This is a genomic window from Duganella fentianensis, assembly GCF_009857835.1.
Lineage (GTDB): Bacteria > Pseudomonadota > Gammaproteobacteria > Burkholderiales > Burkholderiaceae_D > Rugamonas > Rugamonas fentianensis.
The window spans coordinates 671,910-686,756 of sequence record NZ_WWCL01000003.1; the positions used below are offsets into that span (position 1 = coordinate 671,910).

Here is a 14,847-nt window from a genome sequence, read left to right on the forward strand (position 1 = left end):
ACGCTTGAAGGTTAGATTAATTGCTTAAACATGGAGTGTAGCATGGGCGAATCAGAATTCCTGGCGCAGGCCGACGCCACCTTGAGCCGGATTGCACTGGCCCTCGATGAATTGAACGACGAAGGCATGATAGACGTCGAGTGCAGCCGCAGTGGCAACGTGCTGGAAATCGAGTTTATCGACAATGGTTCCAAGATCATCGTCAACAGTCAGGCCGCCATGCAGGAGATGTGGGTCGCTTCCCGTTCCGGCGGCTACCACTACCGTATGCGCGACGGCAAATGGCACAACACGCGTGACGACAGCGAACTCTTCAGCGCGCTGTCCGAAATGGTCAGCGCGCAGGGTGGTGCGCCTGTGTGTCTGGAAGGCTGCTCAGAATAATTCGTTCTTCACCGCGTCCCTGGCCTTTTCATCGGCCGGGGTCACGCGGCTGCCCCCATCGATATTCGGCACGCCCGTGCCGGGCGGGTTCTCCGCATAGTAGTACTCGTCGCCGATCAGCATCACGCCTTCCGGCACCGCACGTTCCTCGATAGGGATATTCTTCAGCGCCTTCTGCATATAGCTGATCCAGATCGGCAGGGCCAGACCACCCCCCGTTTCGCGGTTACCCAGATTTTTAGGCTGGTCGTAACCTATCCACGCCACCCCTACCAGATGCGGCTGATAGCCGGCAAACCACGCGTCGATGGAATCATTGGTGGTGCCCGTCTTGCCCGACAGGTCAGGGCGCTTCAGCACCAGCGCCTTGGTGGCCGTACCGAAGCGCACCACGTCTTTCAGCATGCTGTCCATCAGGAAGGCATTACGCTCGTCGATTACGCGGTTGGCTTCGTCGCCAGCCTTGTCGGGACGGGCTTGCGACAGCACTTTGCCGTTGGCATCCGTCACGCGCGAAATCAGGTAAGGGTTGACCTTGTAGCCACCGTTGGCAAACACCGCGTAGGCGCCGGCCATCTGCAGCGGCGTCACGTTGCCGGCACCCAGAGCCAGCGTCAGATAGGGCGGGTTCTTGTCGGCGTCGAAGCCGAAGCGGGTGCTGTACTCCTGCCCGTATTTGGCGCCTATGCGGTGCAGGATGCGGATAGAGATCATGTTCTTGGACTTGGTTAAGCCTTTACGCATGGTCATCGGCCCTTCATACTTGCCGTCGTAGTTCTTCGGCTCCCAAGCCTGTCCGCCTGTCTGGCCGGCATCGAAGGAAATCGGCGCATCGTTGATGATGGTAGCGGGCGATAGGCCGCGCTCCAGCGAAGCGGAGTAGATGAAGGGTTTGAACGAAGAACCGGGCTGGCGCCATGCCTGCGTGACGTGATTGAATTTGCTGCGGTTGTAATCGAAGCCGCCCACCATGGCCTTGATGGCGCCATCGTGGGTGTCGGCCGCGACGAAGGCCGATTCGATTTCCGGCATCTGGGTGACCAGCCAGTCTTTCCCTTCCTGCATCACGCGGATCACGGCACCACGGCGGATGCGCTTGTTCGGTGCGGCCTTGTCGGACAGCCACGAGCGGCCCATTTCCAGTCCCGGCCCCGTGATCTTGATTTCTTCGCCGGTAGCAGTGACGGCCGTGATCTGCTGCGGCGTGGCCGCCAGCACCATGGCCGCGATGATGTCGTCGCTATCAGGATGGTCGGCCAGTTCCGTTTCGATGGCGTCGTCCGCCTCTTCCTTGTTCTGCGGGATGTCGATATAGGCTTCCGGACCGCGGTAGGCGTGGCGCTTCTCGTAGTCCATCACGCCTTTGCGCAGCGCCAGATAGGCGGCATCCTGATCGGCCTTGGTAATGGTGGTGAACACGTTCAGGCCGCGCGTATAGGTGTCTTCCTTGAACTGTTCGTACACCAGCTGGCGTGCCATCTCGGCCACGTATTCGGCATGCACGCCGAATTCGCTGCTATCGGTCTTGACCTTGAGCTGCTCGGCCTTGGCAGCTTCGAACTGCTTGTCGGTGATGTAGCCCAGTTCGTGCATGCGCTGCAGGATGTACTGCTGGCGCGTGCGCGCCCGCTTCGGGTTGACCACAGGGTTGTAGGCCGATGGCGCTTTCGGCAGGCCGGCCAGCATGGCCGCTTCCGCCACCGTCAGCTCCTTGAGCGATTTGCCGAAATAGATCTGGGCGGCCGAGGAGAAGCCGTAGGCGCGCTGGCCCAGATAGATCTGGTTCATATACACCTCAAGAATCTGGTCCTTGCTCAGATTCTTTTCGATCTTCCATGCCAGCAGCATCTCGTACAGCTTGCGCTTGAGCGTCTGTTCGCTGGACAGGAAGAAGTTACGCGCCACCTGCTGGGTAATGGTGGATGCCCCCTGTTTGGCGCCGCCTGTGGCGTTGTGCACGGCCGCACGCAGGATGCCGGTGTAATCCACGCCGCCGTGTTCATAGAAACGGTCGTCTTCGATGGCCAGCACGGCCTTCTTCATCACATCGGGAATCTCGCGGATGTGCACGAGGTTGCGGCGCTCTTCGCCGAACTCGCCGATCAGCACATTATCGGCCGAGAATATCCGCAGCGGCATCTTGGGCCGGTAGTCGGTCAGCGTATCGAGTTCGGGCAGATTGGGGTAGGCCATGGCCAGCCCGAATACCACCAGCAAAATTCCGCCCAGACCCAGTCCGGCCACGGCAAAAGCGGCCTGCATCAGGAAACGTGTTGCAGGTTTACCCTGTTTTACCGAATTTGTTGCGTCCGGAGGCGAAGAATTTGAAGATGTACTCATGCAATGCATTCTCTTGGTGGCGTGTGCGGGCCATTATAAGCGAGCGCCAATGCTGGCGGCACTTCGCGCCTGATAGTGGAAAATATTTCCAGTGAGCAATAAAACAACTGAATTGTTTTTGCTTCTACAGCGACGCACAAAAATGTGGCATAAGGGGTACAAATATGCAATTGTGCGCAGAAGAAATACCTTTACACTTAAATTGACAGGAATTAATGTACGGTCTTACCTTCCCCATCTAAATACTGGTTTTCAAACGAGTTCCTTTATGCAAACACAACAAATGTTGGGTCGGCGGCAGCCTCGTGCGAATAACGGGGAGGTGGCCTCATGATCGATTTCAAGAGCCTGCTGGGTCAGGGTAACCCGCCGCTGGCCGGGGTGGATATCAGTACCTCCAGCATCCGCATGGTGGAACTGGGGCAGGCCGGCAAGGACGGCTACCGGCTCGAGCGCTATGCCAGCGAAGCGCTGCCGCGTGGCGCTGTGGTCGATGGCAATATCGAGAATCTGGAACAGGTGGTCGATGCGCTGCGCCGGCTGTGGAAGAAGAGCGGCACGCGCGCCCGTCTGGTGGCGCTGGGCATGCCCTCGGCTGCCGTGATCACCAAGAAGATCGTACTGCCTGCCGGGCTGGAAGAAGACCAGCTGGAAGTGCAGGTGGAATCCGAAGCCAGCCAGTACATTCCGTTTGCGCTCGATGAAGTGAGTCTGGATTTCGATGTGATCGGTCCTGCGGCCAGCGGTCCGGAAGATATCGAAGTCATGCTGGCGGCGGCGCGGCGCGAGAAAGTCGAAGACCGGGTGGCCATCGCCGAAGCGTCGGGCCTGAAACCTACCGTGATGGATATCGAATCGTATGCCGCGCGTGCTGCGCTGGACCGCATCACGGCCCAGCTGCCCGAAGGTGGCGCAGGCCAGATCGTGGCGCTGTTCCAGATCGGCGCGCAGGTGACGCAGATTTCCGTGCTGCTCGACGGCGTGACCGTGTACGAACGCGAACAGCCTTTCGGCGGCCAGCTGCTGACGCAGGAGATCGTGCGCAACTACGGCCTGTCCTTCGATGAAGCCGAGGCACGCAAGCGCTCGGGCGATCTGCCGGACGGCTATCACGTCGATGTGCTGATGCCCTTCCTCGAAAGCGCCGCCATGGAAGTGACGCGCGCCATCCAGTTCTTCTACACCTCGACGCCGTACACGCGCATCGACCAGCTGTATCTGGCCGGCGGCTGCGCCGTGTTGCCCGGCCTGCTGGAACTGGTCACTAGCCGCACCCGCATAGCCTGCAATGTAATCTCGCCCTTCCAGGGCATGCAGCTGGGCTCCGCCGTGCGCGAATCGCAGCTGCGCAGCGAGGCGCCAGCCTATCTGGTGGCCTGCGGGCTGGCCTTGCGGAGGTTCGGCTGATGATACGCATAAACCTGCTGCCGCACCGCGAAGAAAAACGCAAACAGAAGAAGTCCGCCTTCTTCGCCTTGCTGACGCTGGGCGGCATCCTCGGCGTGGGGGTAGTGCTGCTGGTGGGCGGCTATAACGCGCGCAGCATCTCGGTCCAGAATGCGCGCAATCAGGTCATCAAGGAAGCCATATCGGGTCTGGATAAACAGATCGCCGAGATCGCCACGCTCAAGCAGGAAATCGAAGCGCTGAAGGCGCGCCAGCAGGCCGTAGAAGACCTGCAGGGCGACCGCAACCAGCCGGTGTATCTGCTCGACGAACTGGTGCGCCAGACGCCGGCCGGCGTGTATCTGAAGAGTTTCAAGCAGGATGGCCAGAAAGTCGCCGTGATCGGTTATGCGCAATCGCAGGAGCGCGTGTCGGAACTGCTGCGCAATCTGGCCGGCGTATCGCCGTGGCTGGAACGGCCCGATCTGATCGAAGTGAAATCGACCGGACTGGGTCAGGGCAAGACCACGCGCAAGGTGGTGGAATTTAATCTGCAGGTGTACATCAAGCGGCCGCGCGAGCAGGATGCGCCGGCTGGCGGCAAAGCCAAAGCCGCTAATTCCGCCACTAACGCCAATAGCGCCAAGGCAGGGGAGCGCTGAACGCCATGGCCAATCTGAATATCAATCTCAACGATGTGGGCGCGCAGCTGGCTAGCCAGTTCCGCAATCTGAGCGGACGTCATCCGGGTCTGTGGCCGCTAGCGCCCCGGCTGCTGTGCAGCGTGGGGGTGATGGCGGCCGTGGTCGGCCTCGGCTACTTCTTCTACTGGAGCGGCCAGTTCGAACAGCAGGATGCCGGTGCCGCGCGGGAGCTGAAGCTGCGCGAGGAATACCGTCTAAAGACAGCGCAGGCGGTGAATCTGGAAGCACTGCGAGCACAGAAGGTACAGGTGGACCAGTATGTGGACCGGCTGCAGAAACAGCTGCCCAGCAAGGCCGAAATGGCCGCGCTGCTGACCGACATCAATCAGGCCGGTTCCGGCCGTGGCCTGCAGTTCGAGCTGTTCAAGCCGGCGCAGGTAGTCGTGCGCGACTACTATGCCGAGCTGCCTATCGATATCCGCGTCAGCGGCAGCTACCACGATATCGGCGCCTTCGCGGGCGACATGGCCAACCTGCCGCGCATCGTCACGCTCAACAACATGAGCCTGAGCACGGGCAAGGATGGTGCGCTGACGCTGGAAGCGGTGGCCAAGACCTTCCGCTATCTGGACCCGGAAGAAGTGCAGGCCCAGCGCAAGACGGCTGCTGACAAGAAAAAGAAGGCAGCGAAAAAACCATGAACAGGCTGATCACACGCGCTCTGGTACATCCTCTGGCCCTGCTGGCGCTGGGTGCGCTGCTGGCCGGCTGCAGCAATAGCGACGAGCAGGAAGTGCGGGCATGGATGAAGCAGGTCGATGCGCAGGCGCGCGTGGCCGTGCCGCCGCTGGCCGAGCCCAAGAATTTTATTCCGTTTGCCTATGCGCAGAGCGGCACTATCGATCCCTTCAACCCTAACAAGCTGCTGGACGAACTGGCACGCAGCAGCGCACGCGAAGGCAAGGGACTCAAGCCCGATATGGAGCGGCGCAAGGAGTTTCTGGAAGGCTTCCCGCTCGATACCATGAAAATGGTGGGCACCATACAGCAGCGCGGGGTGTACCACGCGATACTGCAAATCGACCGTTCGGTACATCACGTAACGGTGGGCCAGCACATAGGCCAGAATTTCGGACTGGTTACCGGCATCAATGACAGCACGGTAGTGATCAAGGAAATAGTGCAGGATGCGGCGGGCGACTGGGTCGAGCGCATTTCTAAGCTGGAACTGCAGGAAAGTAAGGAGACGAGCAAATGATGGCGCATACCAAGTCAGGGTCCGGTCTGGCCCGTGCCGGCTGGGCGGCCATATTCTCCAGTGCCTGGCTGCTGCTGGCGGCAGCACCGCTGCATGCACAGACCTCTGCGGCCGATACTGCAGCGGCGCCGGCTGCCAATGCCATCGAATCGGTCAGGGCCCACCGTCAGGGCGCGAACGTCATCGTCAATATCGCACTGAGACAGGCACCGGACAAGCTGCCTATCGGCTTTTCCATCACCAATCCGCCACGCATCGCGCTGGACTTCGGCGCCACTTCCAACGCCACCGGCGGCAGCACGCAGGAAATCGGTGTCGGTGATGTACGCAGTGTGAACGTGGTGCAGGCGGGCGAGCGCTCGCGTCTCGTCTTCAATCTGAAGCGCAGCCTGAACTACGCTACTGCCATCGATGGCAAGTCCGTCATCCTGACCATAGACGGCAGCGGCGGCGTGAGCGCGCCGGTGGATGCGGCCGGTCTGCCGGTTGCAGCGGCCAAGCCGGCAGCGGTCACGCGCCCCATGCTGCGCGATATCGATTTCCGCCGTGGCAGCAATGGCGAAGGCCGCGTGATCGTCGACCTGCCCAACAATCAGGTGGCGGCCGATGTGCGCCAGACCCCGACTGGCGTCGTGGTGGACTTCCTCAAGACGGGCGTGCCGGAAAATCTGCGCCGCCGTCTGGACGTGGGCGACTTCGGTACGCCGGTGGCACAGGTGACCACGCTGGCGCAGGGCGAGAATACCCGCCTGACCATAGAAGCGCGCGGTTTGTGGGAACAGACGGTGTACCAGAGCGATACCCAGCTGGTGATCGATGTGAAACCGATCAAGGAAGATCCGAACAAGCTCACGCAGGGCACCCAGGGCTATCGCGGCGAGAAGCTGTCGTTCAATTTCCAGAACGTGGAAGTGCGCGCGGCGCTGCAGGCGATCGCCGATATCTCCGGCCTGAACATCATCACCAGCGATAGCGTGGCCGGCAATCTGACCCTGCGCCTGAAGGAAGTGCCATGGGATCAGGCGCTCGACGTGGTGCTGCAGGCCAAAGGGCTGGATATGCGCAAGAACGGCTCCGTGCTGTGGATCGCGCCCAAGGAAGAACTGCTGACCAAGGAAAAACTGGAACTGGAGCAGCGTGCCCAGATCGCCGATCTGGAACCGCTGAAATCGGAAATCTTCCAGCTCAATTACCAGAAGGCCGATGCCTTCAAGACCGTGTTCGGTCTGGATGGCGGTGCCGATAGTAAGAACCGCGTGCTGTCCAAGCGCGGCAGCGCCATCATCGAGCCGCGCACCAACCAGCTGTTCGTCACCGATATTCCGTCCAAGCTGGAAGACATCCGCAAGCTGATCGCCAAGACTGACGTGGCTTCCAAGCAGGTGCTGATCGAAGCGCGCATCGTCGAGGCGAGCGACACCTTCACGCGCAATCTGGGCGCCAAACTGGGCTTCGCTGATCTGCGCACTTTGCGTGGCGGCGATACCGGCTACCAGATCGGCAACAGCAATACCCGCGTCGCCATCGGCGGCAATATGACGGGCATAGGCGAGGTGACGGGGCAGGCCAAGGTGACCGACGCCAGCTACACCAACACCCAGTTCGTCAATCTGCCCGCAGCGGCCATCAATGGCTCTGCTGCCGGCACGCTGGCGGTCAGCCTGTTCTCGTCGGCGGCCAACCGCTTCCTCAATCTGGAGCTGTCGGCACTGGAAGCCGATGGTACCGGCAAGATCATTTCCAGCCCCCGTGTGATCACGGCCGACAAGGCGATCGCGCTGATCGAGCAGGGTATCGAACTGCCGTATCAGGTGGCCACCAGCAGCGGCGCCACGTCGATCCAGTTCCGCAAGGCCAATCTGCGGCTGGAAGTGACGCCGCAGATTACGCCGGACGGCAATGTGGTGATCGATGTGGACGTGAACAAGGATAGCGTGGGACAGGAAACCCGTGCCGGTTTCGCCATCGATACCAAACACGTGAAAACGCAGGTGATGGTGGATAACGGCGGCACCGTGGTGCTGGGCGGGATCTATCAGCAGACCGAGCGCAATACCACCAATAAAGTGCCCTTGCTGGGTGACGTGCCGCTGCTGGGGAATCTGTTCCGCAGCAATGGCCGCACCAACGACAAGACTGAACTGCTGGTCTTTATCACGCCCAAGATCGTGGCGGACAAAGTGATCTCGCGCTGATCCGGCGCTGGCCGGAACGAGCAGAATTCATCCTCAACCAAATGGGAATTGCATCATGAATAAAATCCGCGAATGGCTGGCGCTGCTGGTCTGCGCCACTCTGTTGTCGGCATGCGGTGGCGGCGGTGGTTCACCCGGTACGAACAGCAATGGCGTGACGCCGTCCAAGGCCGCCAGCGTGCTGCTGCAGGCCAGTGCCACTACGCTGGCCTCGTCCGGCCTTGATGGTACGGAAGTGACGCTGACGGTGATCGTCAAGGATGCCGGCGGCAATGCGCTGCCGAATGAAACGGTGAGCTTCAATGCCAGCTCCGGCACCATCAGCAATACCAACCGCGTGACCAATAGCTCCGGTCAGGTCACGGAAAAACTCAGCACCAAGGGCGATAGCAGCCTGCGCAAGATCACCATCACGGCCAGCGCCGGTTCGGCCAAGTCGGCCGAGATTACGGTGGAAGTTATCAATGCGATTCCTACCCTGAGCCTGACGACGGATTCGGGCACACTGGCATCGGCTGGCACGGCTGGCAATGAAGTCAATGTGGTGGCGCTGGTGCGCGATGCCAATAACACCGTGATGTCGGGTGTGACGGTCAATCTGAGCGCCGATTCCGGCAGCCTGTCGCTGACCAACCGCGTCACCAATGCACAGGGTCTGGTGACGGAAAAACTGGGCACCGGCGGCGACTCCACTTCGCGCGCCATCCGCATCACGGCCAGTGTGCCGGGCGCCGTGCCGGTCAGCACCATCGTCAACGTGGCCGGCAACCGCCTGACCCTGAATGCACAGCCCACCATCAATGTGGGAGCGACGGCCGACATTACCCTGAAACTGGTGGATTCGGCCGGCAATGCCCTGAGCGGCAAAACCGTGCAGTTTGCCTCCAATGCCAACAGCCTGACCGTGAAGGGCGGCGGCGCTGCCGTGACCAATTCGGCCGGCCAGCTGGTGCTCAGCTATGCCGCCAGCGGCGGTACGGCGGATGTGATTACCGTGAAAGCCGGTGGCGAATCGGCTTCCGCCAGCATCGTCATCAATGCGTCCAGCTTCTCCATCAAGGTGCTCGATGCGGTCGGCAATGTGCAGACCACGGCGCCTATCGGCGGCTGCCAGCAGATCGCCGTAACGGGTGGCCCTGCAGGTGCTGTCACCATCAGCAGCTCGCGCGGCACGGTGTATAGCGATGCGGCCTGCAGCAGCCCGCTGAGCGGTCCGGTGGCCCTGTCCGGCGGTGCCGCCAGCGCCTATCTGAATGCCAGCGGCCCCGGCGTCGCCACGCTGACGGCGACGGTGATCGGCCAGACCACCCAGACCACGCTGGAATTCGTTGCGCCGCTGACCAATATCGCCACCATCACCGTGCAGGCCGATCCGGCCGTGATCGGTGCCAATGTAGCGGGCAGCACGGCCCAGCAGGCCAGCCTGCGCGCCGTGGTGCGCGATGGCACGGTGCAGAACAATGTGGTGAAGAATGCCAGCGTGGCCTTCTCCATCCTGACCGATCCTAGCGGCGGTTCGCTGACCCAGCCTGCACTGGTGCAGACGGGCGCAGACGGCTCGGCCACGGTCAGCTTCGTGGCCGGTAGCAATCCTTCGCCGCTGAATGGCGTGCAGATCCAGGCACGCATCATCGGTGGTTCCGGCGCCAGCGCCGTGGCCAGCCTGACGGTGGCGCAGAAGTCGCTGTTCATCAGTGCCGGTACCGGTAATCTGGTGCAGACCCCGGGCAGCGCTTCCTACCAGCTCGACTATCTGGTGCTGGTGACGGATGCCGCCGGCAATGCCGTGCCGGGCGTGAAGCTGACCGCTTCCGTGCTGCCGACCACCTACTACAAGGGCATGCTGGGCTACGCTTTGCCGCAGGGGCCATGGACGCCGGTGCAGCACGTGGGCTGCGCCAATGAAGACATCAACCGCAACGGCATACTCGATGCGGGCGAAGACCTGAACGGCAATGGCCTGCTCGATCCGGGCATTCCTGTCACGGTCAGCACCAATGTGACGACCGATGCCAAAGGGCAGGCGATCGTCTCGCTGGTCTACCCGCGCGACCGTGCCAACTGGCTCGATGTGAACCTGACGGTACGCGGACAGGTGAACGGGAGTGAATCGAATTACACGGGTCTGGTACACTTACCGGGTTTGGCAGCAGATTTTGCGCTGCAGACGATCACACCGCCGGGGCTGACTAGCCCTTACGGGACATCAACTTCGTGTAGTAACCCGAATTAACTCGGACTGTTCATGCCTAATGTGTTTCTAGTCGGCCTGATGGGGGCAGGAAAAACCACCATCGGCCGCATCCTGGCGCGTAAGCTGGGGCTGCGTTTTATCGATTCCGACCATGAGATCGAAGCCCGTACGGGAGCCACCATCCCGTGGATTTTCGAAATCGAAGGGGAAGCCAGCTTTCGCCGCCGCGAGGCCGAAGTCATACGGGAACTCACGGGCCAGCAGGATCTGGTGCTGGCCACTGGCGGTGGCGCCATCCTCAACCCTGAAAGCCGCGCCTATCTGAAGGAACGGGGCACGGTGATCTACCTGCGTGCCAGCGTCAACAGCATCCTGCAGCGCACCGCACACGACAAGAACCGTCCGCTGCTGCAAACGGCCGATCCGCGCAAGAAGCTCGAAGAGCTGATGGCCGTGCGCGATCCGCTGTACACGGAAGTCGCCGACATCGTCATCGATACGGGACGTCCTAACGTACAATCCATGGTATCCAACATCCTGAACCAGCTGGAAACGCGCGCCTGCGAGGCCGCGCCCAACTGTGTGACTCAAGCCCAGCCTTCCATGAACGAAGAATCCACCATCCTGTTAAATGTCGATCTGGGCGAGCGCAGCTACCCGATCTCTATCGGTCCTGCGCTGCTGCAGGACCAGTCCCTGCTGGCGCGCCATGTGCACGGCAACAAGGTCGCCATCGTCACCAACACCACTATCGCGCCGCTGTATCTGGAGCGGGTGGAAGCGGGCCTGCGCGCTGCCGGCAAGCAGATCATCAGCATCGTGCTGCCGGATGGCGAAGAGTTCAAGAACTGGGAAAGTCTGATGAAGATTTTCGACGCACTGCTGGCCAACAAGGCCGACCGCAAGACCACGCTGGTGGCGCTGGGCGGCGGCGTGATCGGTGATCTGTGCGGCTATGCGGCTGCCAGTTATATGCGCGGCGTGGATTTCATCCAGGTGCCGACTACGCTGCTGTCGCAGGTGGATTCTTCGGTGGGCGGCAAGACCGGCATCAACCACCCGCTGGGCAAGAACATGATAGGCGCGTTCTACCAGCCGCGTGCCGTGCTGGCCGATACCACCACGCTGGAGACTCTGCCGGAGCGCGAACTGGCAGCCGGTCTGGCGGAAGTGATCAAATACGGCGCCGTGATCGATCTGCCTTTCTTCGAGTGGATAGAAGCGAACATCGCCAAGCTGGTGGCGCGCGACAAGGGCGCACTGGCTTACGCGATTGCCCGTTCCTGCGAAATCAAGGCGGACGTGGTACGTCAGGACGAACGCGAAGGTGGCCTGCGCGCCATCCTGAATTTCGGCCATACCTTCGGCCACGCCATCGAGGCAGGCATGGGCTATGGCCAGTGGCTGCACGGTGAAGCGGTCGGCTGTGGCATGGTGATGGCGGCCGATCTGTCGCAGCGCATGGGCTTTGTCGATGCGGCCACGGTGGAGCGCGTGCGCGCGCTGGTGGCTGCTGCCGGCCTGCCCGTCAAAGCGCCCGATCTGGGCACAGCGCGCTGGCTCGAGCTGATGGAAGTGGACAAAAAGAACGAGGGTGGCGCCATCAAGTTCATTCTGATGAAACCGCTGGGCGCGCCCTGCATCACCAACGCGCCACAGGAACTGCTGCTGGCCACGCTGGCCGCGAGTATTTAACCAGACTATAGCCATGCTACCCGACGACTTCCTCGCCCCTTATGCTGCCCATGCATCGGGCGGCGTCGGGCGCCGCTATGCCGAAACACCGCATGCTTCGCGCAGCGAATTCCAGCGCGACCGCGACCGCATCATTCACTCGTCGGCTTTCCGCCGGCTCGAGTACAAAACGCAGGTATTCCTCAATCACGAGGGCGATCTGTTCCGCACCCGCTTGACCCACAGTCTGGAAGTGGCGCAGATCGGCCGTTCGCTGGCGCGCAATCTGCGCCTGAACGAAGATCTGGTGGAAGCCATTTCGCTGGCCCACGATCTCGGTCATACGCCGTTCGGCCATGTGGGGCAGGATGTGCTCAACGAATGCATGCAGGAGCATGGCGGCTTCGAGCACAATCTGCAGAGCCTGCGCGTGGTGGACGAGCTGGAAGAACATTACGGCGCCTACGATGGCCTGAACCTGATGTTCGAAACCCGCGAGGGCATACTCAAGCACTGTTCGCTCAACAATGCCCGTCTGCTGGGCCCTGTCGCGCAGCGCTTTATTGACCGCACCCAGCCTTCGCTGGAAGCCCAGCTGACCAATCTGGCTGATGAAATCGCCTACAACAGCCACGATATCGACGATGGTCTGCGTTCCGGCCTGATCACCATCGCCCAGCTGGAGCAGGTGGATTTCTTTGCGTGCCTGTGGCGCGATGTGCAGCAGCATTTCCCCGGCCTGTCGGGCCGCCGTGCCATCTACGAAACCTTGCGCCGGCTGATTACAGCGCTGGCCGACGATCTGATCGTCACATCCAGCCGTTTGCTGGCCGATGCCGCACCGAAGAGCATAGACGAGGTGCGCGCGGCGCCGCCGCTGATCCGCTTCTCCGACCCTATGCGCAAGGATGCGACGGAACTCAAGCGCTTCCTGCGCGAGAATCTGTATCGCCACTACAAGGTGAACCGCATGCGCGTCAAAGCCAGCCGCATCGTGCGCGAACTGTATGGCGCTTTCATGGCCGACCCCGTGCTGCTGCCGCCCGACTATCAGGACAAGTCAGGCGACGTCAGCAAGCAGGCGCGCAAGATCGCCGACTACATCGCCGGCATGACGGACCGCTACGCCATCCGCGAACACCGCCGCCTGTTCTCGCTCGAAGAACTGTAATTTGAGATTACTCAATCGTGCTACCTTGCTTGTCCCTGGAGCCAAGGGGAAGATGCGGCATGGACGAGCAAATCTTAAAACTGGAGAAGCGCCTCACTTCGGTTGAAAACGAAGTGGAGTCCTTGCGGCTGGAGCGGCAGGAAATGCGCCGCTATTTCGCGAGCAAGGAAGACATTCTGCGTATGGAAAGCCGGATTGCGCTGATGTTCGAGCAGTCCGCCAGTAAAACTGAGGTGCGGGCACTGGAACGCCATCTAGGCGAAGAATTTTCCACGCTGAACCAGCGCTCGGCGGAATTCGAGAAGCGCGTTACCAATGACCTCGGTGAAATACGCTTGCAAATGGCGCATCTCGAATTACGCATATTGCGCTGGCTAATCGGTACGGTGCTGACTATCACCGGCATCGTCGTGGCGGTGGTTAAGTTCTGGGTCTGATCCGCCGCCACATCCTGTTTGCGCTAGTTGCTGCCAGCTAGTTCCAGCAGCAGTTTCTTGATGGGGGCGGGCAGGGCGGCTTCGCCCAGTTGTGCCAGCGGTAGCCAGACGTAGGCTGCCTGCGCGGCCATCATGTGCCGTTGTGCCAGTGTGATGCGGTACGGTGCGATGTGCAGCTTGTAGTGTGTGAACATGTGAGTGACGGTGTTCAGGCGTTCATAGCTTTCCATCTTGCAAAACGGTGCGACTGCGCGCAGCAATTCGTCGTCCGCCACCGCGTTCGCATCCTTGCTCTCGTCGCTATCGTCGTCCGGCGCGGCCACATGGCCGGCCAGTTCCGGTAGCGACAGCAGGCCGCCCCAGATGCCGCTCGGTGGCCGCTGCTCCAGCAGCACGGCGCCGCCATCGATTATCAGCAGCATGATGGCGTGCTTTTCGGGACTGGCTTTCTTCGGCTTGCGCACCGGCAGTTCTGCCGTGCGGCCCGTGTTGTAGGCCACGCAGCGCGGCTGCATGGGGCAGCGCGCGCAATCAGGTTTGCTGCGCGTGCACAGCGTCGCGCCCATATCCATCAGGCCCTGCGTGTAGGCCTCTATGCCCTGTTCGGGCAGCAGCGCCTCGGCACGGCGCCACATCATTTCTTCCGTCTTGCGTTCGCCCGGATAGGTGTCTACGCCATACACGCGGGCCAGCACGCGCTTGACGTTGCCGTCCATGATGGCGGCACGGCGGCCGCTGGAGAACGCTGCAATCGCCGCTGCCGTGGAGCGGCCTATGCCGGGCAGATCGGCCAGCAGCAGCGGGTCGGACGGGAATACGCCGCCGTACTCGGCCACCACGCGCTGGGCACATTTGTGCAGGTTACGTGCACGGGTGTAGTAACCGAGCCCGCTCCACTGCGCCATCACATCTTCCACCGGCGCGGCAGCGAGGCTGGCCAGATCGGGGAAGCGCGTCAGGAAGCGCTGGTAGTAGCCTATCACGGCCGATACCTGGGTCTGCTGCAGCATGATTTCGGACAGCCAGACCAGATAGGCGTCACGCGTGTTCTGCCATGGCAGCGTGTGCCGTCCATGCTGCTTCTGCCATGCCATCAGGGTGGCGGAAAAATCGGGATCGTGAAAATCGTCTCGTGCAAATTCGACTGCTAACTTCATAGGTTTC

The 14,847-nt window shown here is 61.3% G+C and carries 12 protein-coding genes; 10 read left to right on the forward strand and 2 right to left on the reverse strand.

The window, feature by feature from the left end; all coding sequences use genetic code 11:
- Positions 1-42 precede the first annotated feature (42 nt).
- The gene (gene cyaY / locus GTP23_RS16110) at positions 43-384 is read left to right on the forward strand and encodes an iron donor protein CyaY (RefSeq protein ID WP_155436358.1); all 342 of its coding nucleotides are present in this window, start codon (positions 43-45) and stop codon (positions 382-384) included.
- Here cyaY and GTP23_RS16115 read toward each other — a convergent pair.
- Positions 376-2,724, reverse strand: coding sequence for a penicillin-binding protein 1A (locus GTP23_RS16115; RefSeq protein ID WP_161036052.1), 2,349 nt, complete (start codon positions 2,722-2,724; stop codon positions 376-378). The two genes, cyaY and GTP23_RS16115, sit on opposite strands and share 9 nt — an antisense overlap.
- A gap of 330 nt (positions 2,725-3,054) precedes the next feature.
- On the opposite strand from GTP23_RS16115, the gene GTP23_RS16120 reads away from it, so the two are divergent.
- From GTP23_RS16120 to GTP23_RS16160, 9 genes are read left to right on the forward strand one after another with little or no spacing between them, the layout of a single operon-like run.
- Complete coding sequence (locus GTP23_RS16120; RefSeq protein WP_161036053.1) at positions 3,055-4,131, forward strand: pilus assembly protein PilM; 1,077 nt, start codon at positions 3,055-3,057, stop codon at positions 4,129-4,131.
- Positions 4,131-4,772 (forward strand): PilN domain-containing protein, encoded by a 642-nt coding sequence (locus GTP23_RS16125; RefSeq protein WP_161036054.1) that lies wholly within the window; start codon positions 4,131-4,133, stop codon positions 4,770-4,772. The genes GTP23_RS16120 and GTP23_RS16125 overlap by 1 nt, the downstream gene beginning before the upstream one ends.
- A gap of 5 nt (positions 4,773-4,777) precedes the next feature.
- Positions 4,778-5,455 (forward strand): type IV pilus inner membrane component PilO, encoded by a 678-nt coding sequence (locus GTP23_RS16130; RefSeq protein WP_161036055.1) that lies wholly within the window; start codon positions 4,778-4,780, stop codon positions 5,453-5,455.
- Positions 5,452-6,012 carry a pilus assembly protein PilP gene (locus GTP23_RS16135; RefSeq protein WP_161036056.1) on the forward strand — a complete coding sequence of 187 codons (561 nt, stop codon included), beginning with the start codon at positions 5,452-5,454 and terminating at the stop codon, positions 6,010-6,012. Before GTP23_RS16130 ends, GTP23_RS16135 begins: the two co-directional genes overlap by 4 nt.
- Positions 6,012-8,207: a type IV pilus secretin PilQ gene (locus GTP23_RS16140; RefSeq protein ID WP_161036242.1), complete on the forward strand. Its 2,196-nt coding sequence runs from the start codon at positions 6,012-6,014 to the stop codon at positions 8,205-8,207. Before GTP23_RS16135 ends, GTP23_RS16140 begins: the two co-directional genes overlap by 1 nt.
- A 55-nt stretch (positions 8,208-8,262) precedes the next feature.
- Positions 8,263-10,440, forward strand: a complete 2,178-nt coding sequence (locus GTP23_RS16145) for a beta strand repeat-containing protein (RefSeq protein ID WP_202412219.1) — start codon at positions 8,263-8,265, stop codon at positions 10,438-10,440.
- Positions 10,441-10,452: 12 nt separating this feature from the next.
- Positions 10,453-12,096, forward strand: a complete 1,644-nt coding sequence (aroKB, locus tag GTP23_RS16150) for a bifunctional shikimate kinase/3-dehydroquinate synthase AroKB (RefSeq protein WP_161036057.1) — start codon at positions 10,453-10,455, stop codon at positions 12,094-12,096.
- Positions 12,097-12,109: 13 nt separating this feature from the next.
- Positions 12,110-13,246: a deoxyguanosinetriphosphate triphosphohydrolase gene (locus GTP23_RS16155; RefSeq protein WP_161036058.1), complete on the forward strand. Its 1,137-nt coding sequence runs from the start codon at positions 12,110-12,112 to the stop codon at positions 13,244-13,246.
- 59 nt (positions 13,247-13,305) lie between these two features.
- Positions 13,306-13,683: a CCDC90 family protein gene (locus GTP23_RS16160; protein WP_161036059.1), complete on the forward strand. Its 378-nt coding sequence runs from the start codon at positions 13,306-13,308 to the stop codon at positions 13,681-13,683.
- Positions 13,684-13,706: 23 nt separating this feature from the next.
- Here the strand turns inward: GTP23_RS16160 and mutY are convergent, their stop codons facing one another.
- Positions 13,707-14,840, reverse strand: a complete 1,134-nt coding sequence (mutY, locus tag GTP23_RS16165) for an A/G-specific adenine glycosylase (protein WP_161036060.1) — start codon at positions 14,838-14,840, stop codon at positions 13,707-13,709.
- Positions 14,841-14,847 lie beyond the last annotated feature (7 nt).

Coding starts and splice junctions, on each gene's coding strand:
- cyaY (WP_155436358.1), top strand. CDS start 43: ATGGGCGAATCAGAATTCCTGGCGCAGGCCGACGCCACCTTGAGCCGG.
- GTP23_RS16115 (WP_161036052.1), bottom strand. CDS start 2,724: ATGAGTACATCTTCAAATTCTTCGCCTCCGGACGCAACAAATTCGGTA.
- GTP23_RS16120 (WP_161036053.1), top strand. CDS start 3,055: ATGATCGATTTCAAGAGCCTGCTGGGTCAGGGTAACCCGCCGCTGGCC.
- GTP23_RS16125 (WP_161036054.1), top strand. CDS start 4,131: ATGATACGCATAAACCTGCTGCCGCACCGCGAAGAAAAACGCAAACAG.
- GTP23_RS16130 (WP_161036055.1), top strand. CDS start 4,778: ATGGCCAATCTGAATATCAATCTCAACGATGTGGGCGCGCAGCTGGCT.
- GTP23_RS16135 (WP_161036056.1), top strand. CDS start 5,452: ATGAACAGGCTGATCACACGCGCTCTGGTACATCCTCTGGCCCTGCTG.
- GTP23_RS16140 (WP_161036242.1), top strand. CDS start 6,012: ATGGCGCATACCAAGTCAGGGTCCGGTCTGGCCCGTGCCGGCTGGGCG.
- GTP23_RS16145 (WP_202412219.1), top strand. CDS start 8,263: ATGAATAAAATCCGCGAATGGCTGGCGCTGCTGGTCTGCGCCACTCTG.
- aroKB (WP_161036057.1), top strand. CDS start 10,453: ATGCCTAATGTGTTTCTAGTCGGCCTGATGGGGGCAGGAAAAACCACC.
- GTP23_RS16155 (WP_161036058.1), top strand. CDS start 12,110: ATGCTACCCGACGACTTCCTCGCCCCTTATGCTGCCCATGCATCGGGC.
- GTP23_RS16160 (WP_161036059.1), top strand. CDS start 13,306: ATGGACGAGCAAATCTTAAAACTGGAGAAGCGCCTCACTTCGGTTGAA.
- mutY (WP_161036060.1), bottom strand. CDS start 14,840: ATGAAGTTAGCAGTCGAATTTGCACGAGACGATTTTCACGATCCCGAT.